This is a genomic window from Isoptericola sp. NPDC057391, from assembly GCF_042668085.1.
Lineage (GTDB): Bacteria > Actinomycetota > Actinomycetes > Actinomycetales > Cellulomonadaceae > Isoptericola.
In genome coordinates this window covers 1-1,443 of the sequence record NZ_JBHVBO010000335.1, presented here as the reverse complement: position 1 = coordinate 1,443, position 1,443 = coordinate 1, and the positions used below count along the sequence as shown (strand labels likewise).

General features: G+C 71.8%; 1 protein-coding gene. It reads left to right on the top strand.

Going from position 1 to position 1,443, the window contains the following annotated elements:
• Positions 1-75 precede the first annotated feature (75 nt).
• Positions 76-1,386, top strand: coding sequence for a DUF4032 domain-containing protein (locus ACFUVW_RS20835; RefSeq protein WP_430573198.1), 1,311 nt, complete (start codon positions 76-78; stop codon positions 1,384-1,386).
• The last annotated feature ends 57 nt before the right edge of the window (positions 1,387-1,443 follow it).

The window sequence follows — 1,443 nt, the reverse complement described above, 5'->3', positions numbered from 1 at the left end:
GCGTTGTGGGTGGGCTCGTGGCCCCTATTTCCTGCGAAAGGGGGCCACGAGCCCACCCACAACGTATGGAGCGACGTGGAACAGCTGCAGATCACTTCGGCGACGCCGGACTCCGCGCTGCTCGACCTGCCGTGGCGCGCCCCCCTGGCCGACTGGCCCGCGGACGTGCTGGCCGCGCTCCCCCGCGGCATCTCGCGGCACGTCGTGCGGTTCGTCCGCCTCGGCGGGCGCGTGCTGGCGATCAAGGAGATCAGCGAGTCGGTCGCGTTCCGCGAGTACGACCTGCTGCGCCAGCTGCGCAAGCTGGAGATCCCCGCCGTGCGCCCCGTGGGCGTCGTGACGGGCCGCCGGGACGACGACGGCGGTCCGCTCGAGGCCGCGCTCGTCACCGAGCACCTCGCGTTCTCGCTCCCCTACCGGGCCGTGTTCAGCCAGGCGCTGCGCCCGGACACCGCCGCGCGCCTCATCGACGCGCTGGCGGTCCTGCTGGTGCGCGTGCACCTGGTCGGCTTCTACTGGGGTGACGTGTCGCTGTCGAACACGCTGTTCCGGCGCGACGCGCACCAGTTCGCCGCCTACCTCGTCGACGCCGAGACCGGCGACCTGCACCGCGAGCTCACCCCCGGTCAGCGCTCCTACGACGTCGACCTCGCCCGGACCAACATCATCGGCGAGCTGTTCGACCTCGAGGCGGGCGAGCTGCTCGACGAGGAGGTCGACGCCATCGCGATCGGCGACGCCCTCGTCTCCCGGTACGCGGAGCTGTGGGAGGCGCTCACGGGCGTCGAGTCGTTCGGGTCCGACGAGCGCTGGCGCGTCGCGGCGCGCATCGACCGGCTCAACGACCTGGGCTTCGACGTCGGCGAGCTGTCGATCACCACGGACATCGACGGCACCACCGTGCGCATCCAGCCCCAGGTGGTCGACGCCGGGCACCACTCGCGCCGGCTGTTCCGCCTCACCGGCCTGGACGTGCAGGACAACCAGGCCCGCCGGCTCCTCAACGACCTCGACTCCTACGTGGCGGCCACCGACCGCCAGGAGGACGACCCGCAGATGGTCGCGCACGACTGGTCGCAGAACGTCTTCCAGCCGACCATCCGCGCCGTCCCCCGCGAGCTGCGCCGCAAGCTCGAGCCGGCGCAGCTCTTCCACGAGATCCTCGACCACCGCTGGTTCATCTCCGAGCAGGCGGGGCGGGACGTCCCGATGCCCGAGGCCACGGCGTCCTACGTGGAGCACGTGCTGCGCCACCGCCGGGACGAGAAGGCGATCCTCGGCCTGCCGCCGGGCGAGCCGGACCGCGAGGGCGACGTCGACATCGTCGACATGGACGCCGGCCCGGACGCCGCCCCCGAGGACGACCACTTCCACCTGTCGACGTAGTCCGCGAGATAGAGAACCCGGACCCGCGAGATAGAGAGGTCGGGACGACACCGCAAC